Source organism: Mangrovibacillus sp. Mu-81 (assembly GCF_036867415.1).
In the GTDB taxonomy this organism is placed as follows: domain Bacteria; phylum Bacillota; class Bacilli; order Bacillales; family Bacillaceae_B; genus Rossellomorea.
The window spans coordinates 15,814-32,093 of sequence record NZ_JBAJHU010000010.1 but is presented as its reverse complement, the minus strand read 5'-3'; the positions used below and the strand labels follow the sequence as shown (position 1 = coordinate 32,093).

Genomic DNA, 16,280 nt, shown 5'->3' with positions numbered 1-16,280 from the left:
GGCTATGATTCATCCACCCCCGTATCTTTTTTCAAACGAAATCCGTTATATAAAATGAAAGCAATTTTTATAGAAATGGGGGAATTCGATGAAGGTCCTGATTATTGGAGGTACACGTTTTTTGGGAAGAGCGTTGACAGATGAAGCATTGAAGAGGGGGCACGACGTCACCTTGTTCAACCGCGGAAACAATCAAGAAGTATTTCCCGAAGTGGAGCAGTTGATTGGTGACAGGGACAAAGATGTGACCGTTCTTGAGAACCGAAAATGGGATGTGGTCATGGACACATGCGGATTTGCACCTCATCAAATCACAAAAGTGGCAGCTGCAATCGGTGATCAGATCGAGCATTATACGTATATTTCAAGCATCTCGGTATACAAGGACTGGATTCCTCCTCATCTGACGGAGGACTATCGACTTCATTCCCGCCTTACGGATGAGGTATTGAATGAGGTGGAAGAAGGAAATGTTTCTCCTTATGAGTATTACGGCCAGCTGAAAGCCCATTGTGAGAGTGAAGCAGAGAAACAGTGGAGGGAACGTGTCCTGCATGTCCGGGCGGGGCTGCTTGTTGGGGAATTCGACTATTCCGACCGGCTCCCGTATTGGATCAAGCGCGTCGCAGCCGGTGGGAAAACACTGGTGCCGGGGCGTCCTGACAGGCCTGTTCAATTAATTGATGTAAAAGATGCCGCATCCTGGATATTCGATATGGCCGAGCAAAGAAACTCGGGCACATATAATGTAACGGGCCCTGCTCCTGAAGTGACAATGGAAGAGCTATTGAACACATGCAAATCCGTCACGGACAGCGATGCTGAATTCGTGTGGGCAAGTGAACAGTTCCTGATCGATCACGGTGTCCAGCCGTGGACAGAGATGCCTTTATGGGTTCCTGAACATTTTCCGCTGGAAGGAGAAACTGAACCTTGGAAAGGGGCTTCTTCTGTAAGTGTTGAGAAGGCCGTTCGCACGGGTCTTTCTTTCCGCCCTCTTGAAGATACGATCCATGAAGTTTATAAGTGGGAGGAAGCAAGGGGGGAGACGGAGTTGAAAGCGGGTATTTCTCCTGATAGGGAGAAGGAGCTGCTGGAGTTGTGGTTTAACAAAAACCGAACCGGTTCATTGTGAAGCGGTGATGATTAGAGAAACCATGGGGACAGGTAACGTGGCTTGATGAGCCGCGGGACCTGTCTTCATGGCAAAAAGAAAGCCGCTTTTCTACAAAATACTAGTAGAAAAGCGGCTTATATTAATTGCGGATGAGGTAGTCAAACGCGCCTAATGAGGCTGTCGCTCCTGATCCCATTGAGATGATGATCTGGTTGTATGCACTATCTGTACAGTCTCCGGCTGCAAATACACCAGGAAGGCTTGTAGCACCATGTTTATCGACCACAATTTCACCGAAGCGTGTGCGTTCGATTGATTCGTCAAGCCAGTCTGTATTCGGTACAAGACCGATCTGGACAAAGACACCTTGCAGTTCGATGTGGTGTTCCTCATGTGAATCGCGATCCGTATAAGTGATCCCATTCACTTTGTCGGTTCCGGTGATTTCCTGTGTCTGTGCATTGGTGATGACCGTCACATTCGGAAGACTGTGAAGACGTTTTTGCAGGACGTCGTCGGCTTTCAGTTCAGAGTTGAACTCGAGAACCGTTACACGGTTGACGATACCGGCAAGGTCGATCGCTGCTTCGACACCGGAGTTTCCGCCGCCGATAACGGCCACGTCTTTTCCTTCGAATAATGGTCCGTCACAGTGAGGGCAGTATGCCACACCCTTGTTCTTGAATTCCTGCTCGCCGGGGACGCCGATGTTTCTCCAGCGGGCGCCTGTCGAGATGATCAGGCTCTTACTCTTAAGGACGGCGCCGTTTTCGAGTTCAAGTTCGATCATGTCTTTCTTTTCAAGGCGCTTGGCACGCTGAAGGTTCATGACATCGATGCCGTAGTCCTTCACGTGTTCTTCAAGGCTAGCGACAAGCTTAGGGCCTTCTGTCTGCTTGACACTGATGAAGTTCTCGATGCTCATCGTGTCAAGGACCTGTCCGCCGAAGCGTTCGGCTACGATACCCGTACGGATTCCTTTACGTGCAGCATAAATCGCCGCACTGGAACCTGCCGGGCCGCCTCCGACAACAAGGACGTCGTATGGATCCTTGTTGGAAAGTTCATCTGCATCCGGTCCCTCAACGATTTTCGCAAGGATTTCTTCCAGTGTCGTACGACCGCCGCTGAAGAATTCAGCATTCAAGTAAACGGATGGCACGGCCATGATGTTCTTGTATTCCGCCTCTTCTTTGTATGCAGCACCGTCAATCATCGTGTGAGTGATGTTCGGATTGAGCACACTCATGATGTTCAGGGCCTGGACGACATCAGGACAGTTATGGCAGCTCAGGCTGACATACGTTTCAAAGTGATGTTCACCTTTAACGCTCTTGATTTGATCGATGACGCTCTGATCCACCTTTGGCGCTCTGCCGCTGACTTGAAGAAGAGCAAGCACCAATGAAGTGAACTCGTGTCCGAGCGGGATACCGGCAAACGTGACACCGGTATCTTCCTCTCCGGCACGATTCACGCTGAAGCTTGGTGTTCTGGGTAAATCAGCTTTCTCGACACGGATGTTGGAGGACATGGATGAAAGCTCCTCGACGAGAGCCAGCATGTCCTTTGAAGTGCCATCTTCACCTGCCGAGACTTTCAGGACAATATCGCCTTCCATCATCTGCAGGTACTGTTCTAATTGTGCCTTAATATCTGCTTCCAGCATCATGTACTGCACTCCTTATAATTTACCAACTAGATCAAGGCTTGGCTTAAGTGTTTCAGAACCTTCCTGCCATTTAGCCGGGCAAACTTCACCTGGATTATTACGCACATATTGTGCAGCCTTGATTTTGCTGATCAGGATATCTGCGTCACGGCCGATGCCGCCAGCATTGATTTCAACTGTTTGGATGACACCATCCGGATCGATGATGAACGTACCGCGGTCAGCAAGACCTTCTTCTTCGTTCAACACATCGAAGTTGCGTGAGATGGTTTGAGACGGATCACCGATCATCCCATATTTAATTTTACCGATTTTTTCAGAGCTGTCGTGCCAGCCTTTATGTGTAAAGTGAGTATCTGTTGATACAGAATATACTTCAACTCCAAGAGCTTTAAGAGCTTCGTAGTTATTTTGAAGGTCTTCAAGTTCAGTTGGGCATACGAAAGTGAAATCTGCAGGGTAGAAGCAGAAAATGCTCCATTGACCTTTCAGGCTTTCGTCCGTGACAGTGATAAACTCTCCGTCCTTGTATGCTTGTGCTGTGAATGGTTTTACTTCTGATCCGATTAAAGACATAATGTAAATTCCTCCTAGTAGATAGTAGAATGTGATTGAGAATTATTAATAGTTTATAATAATTCTAATTCGATATTTATTATTATATAAGGCGCAAAATTTGTCAAGGAAGAAGATTTTATTATTTTGATAGATTCGATTGGCGCTGTTTAGTTAGTGCATAGATCTTCGAAGGGGAGGTGCTGTGATCCGCCGGAAGGATGAAGTACCCAATTACAATAATCGAATCCCGTCACCATTACGGTGAAGCTTAACCGTAGTGCAGGAGTGGCATTTAGATGTACGTGCAGGATTTTCAATGCAGATTGGCGAAATGGTTATACGAATAATCGTAATCGGTATGTTTTATTAAAATCAAGGAGGCGTTTGCTGTGGATCGGATACAATTGCTGACCAGTGTGCTGGATTCGACGTTTGATAAGGAGAGCTGGTATGCTCCCTTGAAAGATGGCATGGAAGGAATCACTGCGGAGCAGGCAAGATGGAAACCTCCGGGTGAAGACGTAAAATCAGTCTGGGAAAACGTGAATCATCTCATATATTATAAAGAGAGGCTAGTGGCGAAGCTGGATGGCCGTGAATGGACACAGCATCTCAGCGGGGATGAAAATTTCCAGTTGACTGAACAATCCGGTGAGGATGAAGAGTGGAGGAAAGTCGTTGAACGTGCCGTAACCGTTCATCTGAGGTTAAGGAAGAAGTTGAGTGAAATGACCGTCGAAGAACTTGATCAACAGTCACTTGAAGCTGAATTGCTGGATATCTTCCTTCACGACGCCTATCACACGGGTCAGATCATTCAGGTTAGAAAAATGCAGGGATCGTGGCCGTCACGGCGTTAGGAATCCAAAAGAAGGGCTCTCCAACTAGTAAAGTCGGAGAGCCCCTTCTTTATCCCAAAACCTCAAACTGCCTGGAATATAATTGTGAATAAGGACCATCCCTTTCAAGCAGTGCTTCATGTGTACCCTCTTCTACAATTCTTCCGTCAGATATGACGACGATTCGGCCGGCATTCCGTATGGTGGAAAGGCGGTGCGCGATCACAAGTGTCGTTCTTCCATTTGCCAGGGAATCGAGTGACTCCTTCACGATGCTTTCACTCTCATTGTCCAGCGCACTGGTAGCTTCATCGAGAATGAGGATCGGCGGGTTCTTCAGAAATACGCGGGCGATGCTGAGCCGCTGTTTCTGGCCGCCGGACAGCCGGACGCCGCGCTGGCCGATATCGGAATGGTACCCGTTTGGCAGGCGGGTGATGAACTCGTGGGCGTTGGCCCGTTTTGCTGCTGTCATCACTTCTTCATCGGTTGCGTCGGGATCCCCGTACCGGATGTTTTCCATGACGGTTCCTGAAAAAAGGTAGACATCCTGATGAACGATTCCTATGTTGTTTCTGAGGAATTTCAGATCCAGGTCTTTCACATTCTCCCCATCTACAAAGATGCCGCCAGTTGTTGTGTCGTAAAAACGCGGGATCAAAGAGCTCAAGGTAGTCTTGCCACCCCCGGACGGTCCGACGATGGCTGTGTATTCTCCCGGTTGGATGTCAAGTGACAGATGTTCAAATACAGGCTTTGTTGACGTGTCGTAATGAAAGGAGACGTTCCTGAACTCAATGCGGCCCTTGACCAGCGGTATTGCTTTCGGATCAGGAGCATTCCCGATGTCGGGTTCTGTATTCATGATTTCGATGAACCGTTGAAAACCTGTGATTCCTTCCTGGAATTGGGTGCTCATGTGAGTGAGCCGCTGGATCGGCTCTACCATGAAACCGATATAGAGCAGGAATGTGATAAGGTCAGGCAAATCAAGCGACGCATTCACGATTTGAATAGCCCCGGCAATGACGACGGTGATGGTAATCATCTGTATGAAGGCTTCCGTGCCGTTATAGAAATAGGCCTCTGCCTTATACGTGTCTTTCCGGCTTTCGAGAAAACGATCATTCTCCCTGTTGAATTTGTTGATTTCGAGCGGCTCATTGGCGAACGATTGAACGACGCGGATCCCGGACAACGTATCCTCTACCTGTGCATTGATGTCCCCGATCCGTTCTTTGTTATCGGTGAGTGCCCGGTTCAGTCTCTTATTGAAATACAGTGAAAAGAAACCGAGAATCGGAAAAAAGCAAAATACGAGTATCGTAAGAGGCGCATTGATGAAAAGCAGGATCACAAACGCTCCAAGAAACCGGACAAGATACTTTACGTAATCCTCCGGCCCGTGATGATAAAGCTCGGAAACCAATAATAGATCATTTGTCACCCGCGTCATCAGCTGGCCCGTCTTTTGTTTATCATAAAAGCTGAAAGAAAGCTTCTGCATATGGGAAAACAACTCACTGCGCAAATCGCTTTCCATGCGGGCCCCGATCTCGTGCCCTTTATAATCGACCACATAATTTCCGATGTTCTGCACAATCACCAGAACGATCATCAAGCCCCCGACCCATAACACGTCAACAATCGCTGTCGCCAGACCTCCTTCCAGCACATCCTTCGTCACATAACGGACGAGCAAAGGAAAGACAAGGGTCAGTGAAGAAGTGATCAGCGCACAGGCCAATACCACCATGAACACTCTGAAATAAGGTTTATAATACGAAAGAAATTTCTTAACTGGAAAATGCATAAAGTACCCCTTTATTGTGTTTTTTCACTAAACACATATAAGGGGGAAGACCGTAACGTTAAAAAGGCGTTCCACCCTTATATGTTGGTACGGTTAACTCGTTCATGTTTCTCATGTAAACTGCCTCCTTTTTGTTGGTTATGTTTATTGTATGATTTAATCCGGGAGTTGAAAAGTGAATTTTCAAAAATTTCATTAAGGGTTCTGCTGCGTAGGTTCTGAAGAAAATTCGACAAGCCGCGCAATTAATTAAAAAGAAGCTCAATTATCGTGAAAGAGGCGCAATAATTGGAGATCTGGCGCAATTATCTGAGATCGGGCTCAATAATTCTGAAACCGGCGCAATTATTTAATAGGGGTCCAAATCCACTTACAGAGGGAGGGCTAGTGTGTGAAAGAGGCTGTGTTTCAAGCCCCTTCCATAATTTTTACACGAAAATAGAGAAAAAAATAACAGAATGACCCTACTAAAGTGTCTTTTTAATAATTTTATATTCACCAATCTACTAAAGTTTTAGGTTCTATAATTTTCCGTTACGCCTCATTCCCCATACCTGAACCAAGGAACCTGCCCCCTGCCCGCCCTATTCAAATTAAATTCTGCATAGAATTGATTGACAACTTTTCCAACTCGATGTATAGTGATTTTACAAATTGATAAACTTACTCTCTGATAATAGAGGCGCGAGAATGAGGAGTAACTTTCCTGAGGATGAAGGATCCGGGGATGGAAAGTGAAAGGCAGATCGCCGAAACGAGAAGCAGCCATTCGGTTTCTTGTTGGGCTGACATTGAACAAGTGTCAGACTGTCACAATGGTCACGTTGTGGAGAACTATTGAAGAGATGTTAATACAGAATTCTTCAGGACGTTCTTCGTTTTGATCAGGAAACCGTATGAGCATCGCTTCATACGGTTTTTTTGTGTATTTTTTCGGAGGGGTTTCAGGAGGAGAATGTGATATGGAAACGATGGAAACGAATGTACAGGGACACTTGGAAATCGGGGGAATGAGTACGGATAAGCTTACCGCTGCGTATGGTACTCCGCTGATGGTGTATGATGAGGCGATGGTCCGGGAGAAGGCGCGCTCGTTCCGGGAGGCGTTCATCGAGAGCGGCCTTGAGTTCCAGGTGGCGTATGCGAGCAAGGCATTCATGTGCAAGGAAATGGTCCGACTTGCTGAAGAGGAGAATCTGTCGCTGGATGTCGTGTCGGGCGGGGAGCTGTATACGGCGCTTCAAGCCGGATTCCCGGCAGACCGGATCCATTTTCACGGGAACAACAAGTCGGAGGCGGAGCTCGTTGAAGCATTAGATGCGGAAATCGGCTGCTTTGTGGTTGACAGCTTCCTTGAGCTTGAGCTCTTGCATGATTTGGCAAAAGAGCGGGAGCAGCAAGTCAACATCCTGCTGAGAGTGACACCTGGTGTGGAGGCGCATACGCATGACTACATCATGACCGGGCAGGATGATTCGAAGTTCGGTTTCGGCATTTCGAACGGACAGGCAGACCGTGCGATGCAGATCGCCTTATGCAAGCCGAATTATACAGTACTCGGGATCCATTCCCATATCGGGTCTCAGATCTTTGAACTGGATGGCTTCCAGCAGGCAATCAAGGTGCTTTCCGATTTCCTTCAAAGTGTGAGGCTCGATTGCGACGTGACACTGCCGGTCCTGAACATCGGCGGGGGCTTCGGGGTCCGCTACACCGAAGAAGATAAGCCGCTGCCGGTTTCTGAATATGTGAAAGCGATCGCGGCAAGCGTCAAGGAAAGTTTCGGGGAGAACGGGTATCCGCTTCCTGAAGTGTGGATCGAACCGGGCCGCAGCATCGTGGCGGAAGCTGGTACAACGCTGTATAAAGTAGGATCGAAGAAAATAATCCCGGACGTGCGCACATACGTGTCGGTGGACGGCGGCATGACTGATAATCTGCGTCCTGCATTATACGGGGCGAAATATCATGCAGTGCTGGCGAACCGCCCGAATGAAGAATGCACCGAACTTGTCAGCGTTGCGGGAAAATGCTGCGAATCCGGCGATATGCTCATCTGGGATTTGAAACTGCCGCCGGTGAACTTTGGTGATACTCTCGCCGTGTTCAGTACAGGCGCATATGGATATTCCATGGCGAATAACTATAACCGGATCCCGCGTCCTGCCGTCGTGTTTGTAAAGAACGGAGAGTCCCGCATGGTGATCGAGCGGGAGAGTTATGAGGATTTGGTGAAATTGGATCGATAGAATTGTTGCGGGAGGACCTTTGCCGGGAGCGGCAGGGGTTCTTCTTTTTTATCAGTAGGTAAAGAAAATTCGACAAGAAGCGCAATTATGAGGAATCCGGAGCAATTATTTGAAAAGTGGAGCAATAATCTGGAAACCGGCGCAATTATCCTTAAAGCAGCGCAATAATATGAATTCCGGCGCAATTATTTATAAAGTGGCACAATTATTCAGTGGCGGGGTGTCAAAATCAATAGGCACAGATGCCAAATTCTCGATTCAGTATAACAATCCATGTTTTTTGAAAAAAATGGTCAAAACAGGGGCGTAATGGATGAAAATTAATCACCTGATGAACGAAGAAAGGAACTTGAACCATTGGACAAGCATTCAGCCACGCATGCAAATCACCTTGAAAACGTCTCTCTAAAGTAACCGCCGACACCAAAAAAAGGAACAGACACTTTCATCTGCTCCTCCAAATAAAATCAATGATGGCCTTCGTGATGACTGCTCTCATCAGGCGCCATGCCGTTCAGTGCTTCGACATCGGACTTGGACAGTTCCCCGACTGCGAATGGCTTGGTCGGCATGATGATGGATCCGTTACTGCCGGCATGGATCTTGACGTAATAGAGACCATCTTCGTTTAACTTCTGGTTGAATGTATAGGTTCCGTCCCCGGCAGGTTCGGCTTCTTCCATTGGCAGGCGGAAGGTGCCGTCGGCTTTCCAGATTTCGAAATGGACGAAGTTCGCATCGTCCACTTTCTGACCCTCCTGGGTAAGTGAAATCCTGAAAGGTTCATCCCCGGAAAATGCTTGGGGCATGGTGATATCGGCCTGAAGGGGCGATTCCTGCTGGTAAAGTTCTGCGGCATCCTCATTGGGTGAACAGGCTCCCAGCATCAGGGAGAGGATGATGAGATTTATATAGTTCCACTTTTTTTTCATGGGGCAAGATCCTTTCTTATTCCGCGCTAAGAAATTTTTTTGCTGACGGAATGCGCTTGATGACGAGCAGGTCAAGGAGTCCGACAACAATCAGGGATAAGCCGACGAGCGGGAAGAGGATGCCGAGTGCAATCATAAGCAGCAGGAAGAATTTCATCTTCAGGATGCTTGGCGCTTTTGGTGCCCCCATTTCCTTTTTCGGCTTGCGTTTGAGCCATAGATAGAATCCGCTCATGACGACCAGGATGATGCCGAGGCAGATGAACAGGCAGACCAATTGATTGATCAGTCCAAATTGGGTGCCTGTATGGAGCGTGATTCCGAGTGCGACCATTTTCCCGACAGGTCCGTAGTTGTCAAATCGGTAGTCGGCCAGGACTGCGCCGGAGTATTGATCGAGATGCATCGTCACTTCATCCTGTGCCTTGGCAGGAAAGGCCGACAGTGTGTAGACCCCTTGTTTGTCCTGAGGGATATAGACTGTATAGCCCGGGTCGATTCCTTCCCTTTCCGCGATGTTCACGACATCATTGATGGAGACGGGAGTGTATCCTTCCAGTGCAGATTCGGGAACGACAAGGTTCTCTGCTGCCCATGGGACCTCGGCGATTTCTTTCGTCTTGAGTACCGATTGAGGTGCCTCTCCTGTCCAGATGGAAGGAGGATAGCCGGCACGTGAATTGGTAAAGATATTCTGGAAGTTCGTACCCCAGAGGCCGGACCATGGCAGGCCGGTCATGACCAGGAACAGCATCCCTGCAGTAATCCAGAAGGCTGGCACTGCGTGAAGGTCGCGGCGAAGAGTATTCTTTCCTTTTCCGAAACGGGGAAAGAGAACGCCAGACAGTTTGTCCTTCTTGCGAGGGAACCAGAGGAACAGGCCGGTCACGATCAGCACGACCGCCCAGCTTGCGGCAAGTTCCACGATCCGGTCGCCGACTGTCCCTGCCATCAATTCACCATGAAATTCCTCGACCTTGTCCATGATCCGGTCTTCGCTGTTCAGCTCGCCAAGTGATTTGCCCGTATACGGATCGATGAAGACAGAAGATGTGCCGGCATTGGTGCTGATTCCGATTTCGCTTGAGCGTTCAGGGCTGTCACCGGGCGTGAACTTGGTGATGACAGCATCCGGATGCAGCCGTTTCACTTCAGAGATTTGTTCGGAAGCGGGGATCTTTTCACCCTGTGCTTCCACTTCATAATATTTAGTGTAAAGCTGCTGTTCGATCTGTGGGGCGAACAAGTAGATCGAGCCCGTTACGGCCAGGATGAGCAGAAACGGGGCAAAAATCAGACCCGCATAGAAGTGCCATCTCCAAATCGTCTGATAGGGAGAAACAGTGGATTTTTTTCGCATCGAATGTTACCTCTTTTCTTAATGTCTACAGCAGTCCGGCCCCTGCATTTCTTTCGAGATGAACACAATGGCTTCTTGGAAAGTATGAAGTGTGCCTCCAAAGCCCTTCTGGAACTGACTTGCCTGCCTGCGTGAATCAAATGAGATCACCTGCGGCTGGCAGCAGTTAAGATTCAAATCGGCTTCAATCAGGTAAGTGGCCGTCTTCCCGCTGATCGTCACGTCCGTCAGGAAATCCCGGCACATGATCTGCGCGACATCTTCCCTGATATCCTGATAGCGCAGCAATCCGCAATGGGGACAGCAAGTCTGCTCGATCGTGTGGTCAGTCTTGATCAATTGGACCGATTTCCTGTTCGTTGCTGGTTTCAGGCAATAAACGCAGCGATCGTTCCATGTCGTCTCTTCACGGGTGGGGAAGGATATGCCGTTGGAAGTTTTTGTGATTTTGTTGTTCTCAAGAAGAGGCTTCAAATCACGATACACCGTCATCTCCGATACACCCAGCCTGGAGCTGATCTCCGACACACGGAGCGTCCCTTCCTCTTCAATCCATGTTAAAATTTGTTGCTGTCTCTCGACGGGCAGCATTCTCATCATCCTTTCTCCGTGAACGATTTATATTTTCATCATAGAAAAGAAAGATGGTTTGTACAATATGGTTTCTGATGAAAAATGTGAATAAGTGTTGTCATTTAACATTTGCGTTGATGAATTTTTTATCGGTATTAGGGGCGGGATTATTAGACATATAGAATACGGAATGAGTGGGCAAACGGATCATATGGTGTTAAATTCTTTATTAAGAAATGGGTTGGGAAAGTACGTGGAGAAAATTCGACAAGTAGCGCAATTATTTGAAAGCTGGCGCAATGAAGTTGATTGAAGCGCAATGAATTTGAATCCGGCGCAATTATTTAAAAAGCAGAGCAATTATCCGGAATCCAGCGCAATTATCTAATATGAGGAGCAATTATCTTTCATGCCACCTGTTCCATTGGATACGGACGATAAGAATGGGGTCCGGTATGTGCAATCGGTCCGATCCATGCTCTAATTTTAATTAAAGTGGGCAGTTATGATAAAAAATCGTACCTGAAGGGACCTGTATCCATTGAACCCTTTCAAATCGCACCAGCACGGCTGGAAAAAAGCGATTCAATACCGTACGATAGAACCGTTAGGACATATGTCCTTTCGGAAAATCCCGCCCTGCTATTTAATAGATTCAGAATAGGAGGGTGAACGATGAGAGGTGCTGTGTTTGCACTGCTTGGCGGATTGTGCATTACCATGCAGGGCATTTTCAACGCAAGGATGAGTGATGCGATCGGCGGCTGGCATACGACTTCGATGGTGCATATCGTTGCCTTCAGTATCGCGGTGACGATTTATTTGAAAGTAAGAGATGGGAGAGGGAAGAGCTTCAGGCAGGTGTCGTTCCTTTATTTGATCGGCGGGTCGTTCGGGGTCGTGGTTGTATTTTCAGAGCTGACGGCGATTCATATGATCGGGCCGGCGTCGGCGATTGCAATCCTGCTCGTGGCACAGATCGGAACGGCCTTCCTCATTGAATCACGGGGGTGGTTCGGGGAAAGGAAAATTCCCGTCACTCTGCGGCAGGGTGTCGGACTCATGATGATGCTTGCCGGGGTCGTCCTTTTCCAACTATAGTGAAGGAGTTTATGCTGTGAAAGAATTAAAGGGTGTTGAATCAGAAGCTCTTATCAATAAATTTGAACTGGATGATTTGTTTCCGGCGGAGTTCAGAAAGAAGGTACACATCTTTCATTTTAAAAAAGGGGACGTGTTGTTCACGACGGGGGAAACGCTTCGTAACCTCTACTTCCTGGTGGAAGGGAAAATCAAAATCTTCACACATACGCCTGAAGGGAAGCTGTTGATCAACCGCTTCAAACGGCCGCCCGCTCTGATCGGTGATGTGGAATACATCAAAGGCAGTGCGGTCATCAACTCGGTCGAGGCCGTAACCGACGGGATGTTCCTGGCGGTGCCCTTCACCGATTTGGCGCAGCTTGAAACAAATCATCCGGCCATCATCCGGTTTCTGCTCGAGACGATGGCCCATAAATTCTACACAGAGATGCATGCGACGAGCATGCACATGCTGTACCCGGTCGAGGTGCGGCTGGCGAGCTATCTGTTATCCATTTCGGAAATCCGGGAAGGGACGGTCTTTCACGAGGAGATGCGCACCTCAAACCTGATGGAGCTGGCGTAATGGATCGGGACCAGCTACCGCCACTTGAACCGGGTGCTGAAGAAGATGGCAGCGGACGGCGTCATCGAGCGGGAAAATGGATCAATTAAAATAAAGGATCTGAAAACACTCAGCATCTTGGCGAAAGGGAACATCTATGAATGAGGAGGTGCTCGGATGATTGGTGTGATTTTAGCAGTGATCGCAGGTATCCTGATCAGCCTGCAAAATGTATTCAATGCAAGGGTAAGTGAAAAAACGGGCCCTTGGGCAACGACGACCCTTGTCCTCGGACTCGGTCTTGTCTGTTCTTTGCCGGTCTTTTACGGGATCGAGCAGAGAAGTTTGTTTGATATGGGGAATGTGAATCCAATCTTTTTATTCAGCGGCGTATTCGGCGTCGGGATCGTGTTCTTCCTGATGAGGGGCGTCACCCTGATTGGCCCCGCATATGCAATCTCGATCGCACTCATCTCGCAGATCGTCATTGCGTTTGTCATCAATACCGGCGGCTGGTTCGGATTTGAAGCATCGGCGCTCTCATGGGAGAAGATACTTGGGATTCTGCTGCTGATTGGCGGGGTGCTGGTGTATAAGCTGGAGAAGCGGACGAACGGGGACGAGGAAGTACTGGTTGAAGAGGAGAGAATGAGGGCGTGACTTCTTTTGGGGAGGTCACGCCTTTTTCCCCGCCTCAAAATATCAACAATATCAATCAATGTACACAGGCATTTTCTTCTGCTCACTGTGGCTGAATGTTGAGCCATCCACGCCTTATTTTTTACTCGTGTAAAAAGGGTTTGCGCTTAATTTGCAGAATGTTCTAATAGTAAGGAATGGCAGATGACAGAAGACACCCTTTTCCAAATGATCACTGGAAATACGAATAGCAGGAGGAATGAAAATGACCACAACAATTGGCAAGATTTTTGACTTGACTGTGAAGAAATTCCCGAATAAGGAAGCGGTTTATGATGTGCGAAAAGATGTCCGCCTCACTTACAGTGAGTGGAATGATGAGGTGAACCGGCTGGCGAATGCCTTGACCGGGGAGGGCGTCAAGAAGGGAGACCGGGTCTCGACTTTCATGTTCAATACCGAGGAGCTCGGCACGGCTTTCTTTGCGTGCGCAAAAATCGGGGCTGTGTTCAATCCGATCAATTTCAGGCTGCAGGGGGAAGAAGTGGCGTATATCCTGAGTGATGCCGATCCGAAAGTCGTCCTGTTCGAAAAAGCTGTCGAGCCTGTTATTGCTGCAATCCAGAACCGTTTCCCGCATACGTCCTTCTGGTTCATCGACAAGGAAACACCAGAATATGCCGCAAGCTATCATGAAAAAGTGAAAGCGGCAGTTCCGAAAGCAATTGAGTCAAAAGTGGATGAGAATGATGACTATGCAATCATGTATACAAGCGGGACGACCGGACGTCCAAAGGGAGTGGTGCATAAGCATCGGAATATGGTCGAACAGAGCCTCATCGTGATCGGGGCGACGAAGCTCGGAGCGGATGATATCGGGCTTGTGACCGCACCGATGTTCCATTGTGCGGAGCTTCACTGTGCCTTCCTCCCGAGGATCCATGCAGGAGGGAGCAATGTCATTCTTCACCAATTCCATCCTAAAAAGGTGCTCGAGCTGATCGGGTCTGAAAAGATTACGAAGTTCTTCGCGGCTCCGACGATGTGGAATATGATCCTGCAGGAGAATCTATCAGACTATAACATTGAAAGCCTGAAGCTTGGACTATACGGTGCAGCCCCGATGGCTCCGTCACTCGTTCATGCCTGTCATGACAGACTTGGAATCAAGCTTGTCCAGGCATATGGCATGACTGAAATGGGTCCGGCCATCACCTTCCTGTCTGAAGAAGATCAGCTTTCGAAAGCAGGAGCAGCCGGACAGGCATGCTTGAATCATGAAATCAGGATTGTCAGACCGAATGAAGACGGCGCGAGTGATCCTGAGGATATCATGCCGCCGGGCGAAAGCGGGGAAATCATCGTCCAGGGGCCGTGCATGATGACAGGCTACTTCAACCGCGAAGAAGCTTCGGAAAAAGCGATGTACAAAGGCTGGTACCATTCCGGGGATATCGGCTACCTCGACGAAGACGGCTACCTGTGGGTGAAGGACCGCGTCGACGATATGATTATTTCGGGCGGGGAAAATATTTATCCGCGCGAGGTGGAGGATGTGCTGCATGCGCATGAAAGAGTACTCGACGTCGCGATTGTCGGGCAGCCGGATGACCGTTGGGGAGAGAGTGTGACGGCGTTTGTGGTGAAGAAAGATTCTCAAGTGACGGAAGAGGAGCTTGATGAGTGGTGTAAGGATAGTGATAGCCTGGCCAATTATAAACGGCCGCGGAAGTATGTGTTTGTGGAGGAGCTGCCGCGCAATGCGAGCGGGAAGATCCAGAAGTTTGTGCTGCGGAAGCGGATGGAGGAGTTGTTTACGAATGGCCAATCTAAGTAGGATGGTTGGTGTTCTTGGCGAAGTTTTCATATAAATAAGAAAAAAATGCCTGTCATCCACTTACGCAGCGGGGACAGGCATCTTTTTCTAATGCAGAATGATTATACGGAGCATAAACGATTAACCATTCATCTCAAGGAGTGAAAGGACCGTGGAAATCTTTCAGCAAACCGTCTTGGCAAATGTATAAACCTAATTATGATTCAATTTGAAAATCTCACGAGCCATTAATTCAAGAATATAGATCACGGGGACTTGAGTGGTGATATTTGATTCCTCGATAAATTCTTCGGTTACATAATAAGGTATATTAATATCGGAAATTTTTGCAATAGTAGAGGATTTCGTGTTTGTGATGCTGATGATTTTACTTCCCTCTTGTTTAAGTTTGTTCAAGTGAGTGACTGTATAGTGATTTTCACCTGATACTGATAAAGCGATGGTGACACTGTTAACCATAAAACTGGAGTGAATGGGATAGTGGGGATCTTTGATGTACATTGAAAATTTGCCAAGACTGGAAAAATGTCTTGCTCCATATTCAGCAAGGATACCTGAGCTTCCTATTCCAGTAAAAATAACATGATCGGCATAAGTGACTGCACGGGCAGCTTCTCTTATTTTTTCTTCAAGATTTCCTTTTAACGTTCTTTCAAAAAACTCTTCCATTGATCGCAGAGGGCTTTTAATAGTGCTTTGTTTCTTTTCATCAAGGTGCATCTTCAGCTTTACTTTGAATTCAGAGAAACCCTCGCAATCAACTTTTCTGCAAAAACGCAGGATCGTAGCCGTGGATACGTGTGTTTCATCAGCTAATTCGCGGATTCGCATATATACAACCTTTTCAATATTCTGAGTGATGTAGTTATACAGGGATGTTTCCAATTCATTAAAAGAGGTGATGACGTGATATGAAAACATGAGTGTCGAACGCTCCTTACTATCTTCTACGGGTTAGTTAGATTTTAACTTATAGTAACACAGCAGCCGGGATGAAACATAATGTTACATTTGTGTAACGGTTGACCTTCTGTGTAATACCA

General features: G+C 47.8%; 15 protein-coding genes and 1 riboswitch. Of the genes, 8 read left to right on the top strand and 7 right to left on the bottom strand.

Annotation, left to right across the window (positions count from 1 at the left end):
• Positions 1 to 88 precede the first annotated feature (88 nt).
• Complete coding sequence (locus V6B33_RS17275; RefSeq protein WP_334218931.1) at positions 89 to 1,135, top strand: NAD-dependent epimerase/dehydratase family protein; 1,047 nt, start codon at positions 89 to 91, stop codon at positions 1,133 to 1,135.
• Between the two features lie 121 nt (positions 1,136 to 1,256).
• Here V6B33_RS17275 and ahpF read toward each other — a convergent pair whose 3' ends face one another.
• Both ahpF and ahpC read right to left on the bottom strand, forming a co-directional pair.
• Positions 1,257 to 2,789 (bottom strand): alkyl hydroperoxide reductase subunit F, encoded by a 1,533-nt coding sequence (gene ahpF / locus V6B33_RS17270; RefSeq protein ID WP_334218930.1) that lies wholly within the window; start codon positions 2,787 to 2,789, stop codon positions 1,257 to 1,259.
• A gap of 12 nt (positions 2,790 to 2,801) precedes the next feature.
• Entirely contained in the window at positions 2,802 to 3,365 is a 564-nt protein-coding gene (gene ahpC / locus V6B33_RS17265; RefSeq protein WP_334218929.1) for an alkyl hydroperoxide reductase subunit C, read from the bottom strand.
• Between the two features lie 371 nt (positions 3,366 to 3,736).
• Here ahpC and V6B33_RS17260 point away from each other — a divergent pair, with 371 nt between their 5' ends.
• On the top strand, positions 3,737 to 4,207 hold the full coding sequence (locus V6B33_RS17260; protein WP_334218928.1) for a DinB family protein: 471 nt from the start codon (positions 3,737 to 3,739) through the stop codon (positions 4,205 to 4,207).
• 49 nt (positions 4,208 to 4,256) lie between these two features.
• On the opposite strand, the gene V6B33_RS17255 is transcribed toward V6B33_RS17260, so the two are convergent.
• Positions 4,257 to 5,999, bottom strand: coding sequence for an ABC transporter ATP-binding protein (locus V6B33_RS17255; protein WP_334218927.1), 1,743 nt, complete (start codon positions 5,997 to 5,999; stop codon positions 4,257 to 4,259).
• A gap of 669 nt (positions 6,000 to 6,668) precedes the next feature.
• A riboswitch (Lysine riboswitch) is annotated at positions 6,669 to 6,844 on the top strand.
• Between the two features lie 117 nt (positions 6,845 to 6,961).
• Between V6B33_RS17255 and lysA the strand changes: the two genes are divergently transcribed.
• A complete protein-coding gene (gene lysA, locus V6B33_RS17250) occupies positions 6,962 to 8,248 on the top strand; it encodes a diaminopimelate decarboxylase (protein WP_334218926.1) in 1,287 nt (428 codons plus the stop codon).
• A 467-nt stretch (positions 8,249 to 8,715) separates the two neighbouring features.
• Here the strand turns inward: lysA and V6B33_RS17245 are convergent, their stop codons facing one another.
• From V6B33_RS17245 to V6B33_RS17235, 3 genes are read right to left on the bottom strand one after another with little or no spacing between them, the layout of a single operon-like run.
• Positions 8,716 to 9,180, bottom strand: coding sequence for a FixH family protein (locus tag V6B33_RS17245; RefSeq protein ID WP_334218925.1), 465 nt, complete (start codon positions 9,178 to 9,180; stop codon positions 8,716 to 8,718).
• A 16-nt stretch (positions 9,181 to 9,196) separates the two neighbouring features.
• On the bottom strand, positions 9,197 to 10,540 hold the full coding sequence (locus V6B33_RS17240) for a PepSY-associated TM helix domain-containing protein (RefSeq protein WP_334218924.1): 1,344 nt from the start codon (positions 10,538 to 10,540) through the stop codon (positions 9,197 to 9,199).
• Between the two features lie 18 nt (positions 10,541 to 10,558).
• Positions 10,559 to 11,140, bottom strand: a complete 582-nt coding sequence (locus V6B33_RS17235) for a DeoR family transcriptional regulator (RefSeq protein WP_334218923.1) — start codon at positions 11,138 to 11,140, stop codon at positions 10,559 to 10,561.
• A gap of 648 nt (positions 11,141 to 11,788) precedes the next feature.
• On the opposite strand from V6B33_RS17235, the gene V6B33_RS17230 reads away from it, so the two are divergent.
• From V6B33_RS17230 to V6B33_RS17215, 5 genes are all read left to right on the top strand, one after another.
• Entirely contained in the window at positions 11,789 to 12,214 is a 426-nt protein-coding gene (locus tag V6B33_RS17230) for a DMT family transporter (RefSeq protein ID WP_334218922.1), read from the top strand.
• 16 nt (positions 12,215 to 12,230) lie between these two features.
• Positions 12,231 to 12,782 (top strand): Crp/Fnr family transcriptional regulator, encoded by a 552-nt coding sequence (locus V6B33_RS17225; RefSeq protein WP_334218921.1) that lies wholly within the window; start codon positions 12,231 to 12,233, stop codon positions 12,780 to 12,782.
• A 45-nt stretch (positions 12,783 to 12,827) separates the two neighbouring features.
• Positions 12,828 to 12,926 (top strand): hypothetical protein, encoded by a 99-nt coding sequence (locus V6B33_RS22120; protein WP_442915554.1) that lies wholly within the window; start codon positions 12,828 to 12,830, stop codon positions 12,924 to 12,926.
• Positions 12,927 to 12,938: 12 nt separating this feature from the next.
• A complete protein-coding gene (locus V6B33_RS17220; RefSeq protein ID WP_334218920.1) occupies positions 12,939 to 13,421 on the top strand; it encodes a DMT family transporter in 483 nt (160 codons plus the stop codon).
• A gap of 244 nt (positions 13,422 to 13,665) precedes the next feature.
• Positions 13,666 to 15,237 carry a fatty acid--CoA ligase gene (locus V6B33_RS17215; protein ID WP_334218919.1) on the top strand — a complete coding sequence of 524 codons (1,572 nt, stop codon included), beginning with the start codon at positions 13,666 to 13,668 and terminating at the stop codon, positions 15,235 to 15,237.
• A 192-nt stretch (positions 15,238 to 15,429) separates the two neighbouring features.
• Here the strand turns inward: V6B33_RS17215 and V6B33_RS17210 are convergent, their stop codons facing one another.
• Complete coding sequence (locus tag V6B33_RS17210) at positions 15,430 to 16,158, bottom strand: MurR/RpiR family transcriptional regulator (protein WP_334218918.1); 729 nt, start codon at positions 16,156 to 16,158, stop codon at positions 15,430 to 15,432.
• Positions 16,159 to 16,280 lie beyond the last annotated feature (122 nt).

Excerpts from the sequence above, each read along its gene's own strand:
- ahpF (WP_334218930.1), bottom strand. The coding sequence starts at position 2,789 with ATGATGCTGGAAGCAGATATTAAGGCACAATTAGAACAGTACCTGCAG.
- V6B33_RS17230 (WP_334218922.1), top strand. The coding sequence starts at position 11,789 with ATGAGAGGTGCTGTGTTTGCACTGCTTGGCGGATTGTGCATTACCATG.
- V6B33_RS17275 (WP_334218931.1), top strand. The coding sequence starts at position 89 with ATGAAGGTCCTGATTATTGGAGGTACACGTTTTTTGGGAAGAGCGTTG.
- V6B33_RS17235 (WP_334218923.1), bottom strand. The coding sequence starts at position 11,140 with ATGATGAGAATGCTGCCCGTCGAGAGACAGCAACAAATTTTAACATGG.
- V6B33_RS17210 (WP_334218918.1), bottom strand. The coding sequence starts at position 16,158 with ATGTTTTCATATCACGTCATCACCTCTTTTAATGAATTGGAAACATCC.
- V6B33_RS22120 (WP_442915554.1), top strand. The coding sequence starts at position 12,828 with ATGGCAGCGGACGGCGTCATCGAGCGGGAAAATGGATCAATTAAAATA.
- V6B33_RS17255 (WP_334218927.1), bottom strand. The coding sequence starts at position 5,999 with ATGCATTTTCCAGTTAAGAAATTTCTTTCGTATTATAAACCTTATTTC.
- V6B33_RS17245 (WP_334218925.1), bottom strand. The coding sequence starts at position 9,180 with ATGAAAAAAAAGTGGAACTATATAAATCTCATCATCCTCTCCCTGATG.
- lysA (WP_334218926.1), top strand. The coding sequence starts at position 6,962 with ATGGAAACGATGGAAACGAATGTACAGGGACACTTGGAAATCGGGGGA.
- V6B33_RS17220 (WP_334218920.1), top strand. The coding sequence starts at position 12,939 with ATGATTGGTGTGATTTTAGCAGTGATCGCAGGTATCCTGATCAGCCTG.
- ahpC (WP_334218929.1), bottom strand. The coding sequence starts at position 3,365 with ATGTCTTTAATCGGATCAGAAGTAAAACCATTCACAGCACAAGCATAC.
- V6B33_RS17215 (WP_334218919.1), top strand. The coding sequence starts at position 13,666 with ATGACCACAACAATTGGCAAGATTTTTGACTTGACTGTGAAGAAATTC.
- V6B33_RS17240 (WP_334218924.1), bottom strand. The coding sequence starts at position 10,540 with ATGCGAAAAAAATCCACTGTTTCTCCCTATCAGACGATTTGGAGATGG.